Source organism: Patulibacter medicamentivorans (assembly GCF_000240225.1).
Lineage (GTDB): Bacteria > Actinomycetota > Thermoleophilia > Solirubrobacterales > Solirubrobacteraceae > Patulibacter > Patulibacter medicamentivorans.
This window is the reverse complement of sequence record NZ_AGUD01000078.1, coordinates 1-1,571: the sequence shown is the minus strand read 5'-3', so window position 1 is coordinate 1,571 and position 1,571 is coordinate 1. Positions and strand designations below refer to the sequence as shown.

At 71.7% G+C, this 1,571-nt stretch carries 2 protein-coding genes; both read right to left on the bottom strand.

Annotated elements, in window-relative coordinates:
• Positions 1–8: 8 nt before the first annotated feature.
• On the bottom strand, positions 9–800 hold the full coding sequence (locus PAI11_RS07430; RefSeq protein ID WP_007572544.1) for a DedA family protein: 792 nt from the start codon (positions 798–800) through the stop codon (positions 9–11).
• Between the two features lie 68 nt (positions 801–868).
• Complete coding sequence (locus tag PAI11_RS07425; RefSeq protein ID WP_040598998.1) at positions 869–1,366, bottom strand: DUF4395 domain-containing protein; 498 nt, start codon at positions 1,364–1,366, stop codon at positions 869–871.
• Between the last annotated feature and the right edge of the window lie 205 nt (positions 1,367–1,571).

Sequence of the window (1,571 nt, the reverse complement as noted above, 5' to 3'; positions counted from 1 at the left end):
GCGCCGGCTCAGTCGCTGGTGCGGTCGCCGGTCGGCTCGACCGCGACCGGCTCGGCCGGCACGTCCGCCGGGGCGGTCGGGGCGGTCGGGGCGGGGGCGGCCGCGTCGCTGCCGGCGCCGGCCATGGCCGCCGGCTTGTGCTTGCGGCCCTGGTGGACCGTCTCGAAGACCACCGACGCGATCGTGATCACCACGACGCCGATGATCAGCAGGTCGATGTGGCCCTCGATCCAGGTCGCCGTCGACTCGGGGAGGATCGACGCGGCCAGGTAGCCGATCAGGACCAGGCCGGTGCACCAGGCGATCGCGCCGAGGATCGACCAGATCAGGAACAGCCGGCGGTCCATGCTGACCGCGCCGGCGACGACCGCGGCGAAGGTCCGCACGATCGGCACGAAGCGGGCGAGGAAGATCGTCAGCGGGCCGTACTTCTCGAAGAAGAGGTGCGAGCGCGTCAGGTGCTCCTTGCGGAAGAGCTTGGAGTTCTCGCGCGTGAACAGCGCGGGCCCGGCGCGATTGCCGATCTCGTAGCCGACGAGGTTGCCGGCGATCGCCGCGATCGGGATCGCGACCAGCATCAGCCACAGCGGATCCCCGTTGGGACTCAGCTTGGCCAGGATGCCGGCGCTGAACAGCAGCGTGTCGCCCGGCAGGAAGAACCCGATCAGCAGGCCCGTCTCCGCGAAGATGATGACCAGGATCGCGATCAGGCCGTACTCGTTGAAGATGTGGCGAGGGCTCAGCCACTCGGGCATCAGCGCCAGCGGCGTCGAGATGTCGGCCAGGAGATGCGTCAGCACCCGCGGAAGGCTACCTGGGGCAGATGAGAGGAGCCTGAACGGCTATCCGCCACGCGGGCGGCCCCGGATCAGGCGGCGTCGGGTCGGGCGTAGCGCGCCCAGATGTCGTTGCATGCCTCGCAGGTCTCGGCGGGGATCACGCCGAGCCGCATCAGGCCGGCGAAGACCGTGCAGCCGACGCAGAAGGCGAAGACCGACTCGAGCGTCGCGAAGACGATCATCATCGCCAGCAGGACGTCGGCGAAGGTCGTCCAGCCGAGGGCCAGGCTGCCGATCGCGGCGGCGGTCGTGACGACGGCGCCGATCGACTGGGCGAACCGCTTGGGCGGTCCGGGGACCCGCTTCGGCTCGCCCAGGCGCGGGGCGACGACGTTCATCGCGAAGCGGCCGAGCGGGCTCAGGGTCGGTCCGGTCAGCGCGCGGGCGATGAAGCCGTAGGCGATCGGGATCAGCAGCCAGTGCCAGCCGGTGGCCAGCGTCACGACGCTGGCGATCGCGACCACCCCGGCGACGACCCGCGCCGCCTTCTCGTTGACTGGATTGGGAAACCCGATGACCCCGGCCATGGGTCGATGGTACGACATCGGCGCGGAAACCTGATCGGGATTGCCTGTCGAGCCGCGGGCGCGCGCGTCAGCCGGCCGCGGCGGCGCGCAGGGTCGCCTCGTGGTCGGCCCCGGCGAGCGGGACGATCGCCGGCTCGGTCGCCCCGGCGTCGCGCATCCGCGCGACCGCCCCGGCGACCGCGTCGGGGTCGCCGATCCCGCCGAG

Excerpts from the sequence above, each read along its gene's own strand:
- PAI11_RS07425 (WP_040598998.1), bottom strand. The coding sequence starts at position 1,366 with ATGGCCGGGGTCATCGGGTTTCCCAATCCAGTCAACGAGAAGGCGGCG.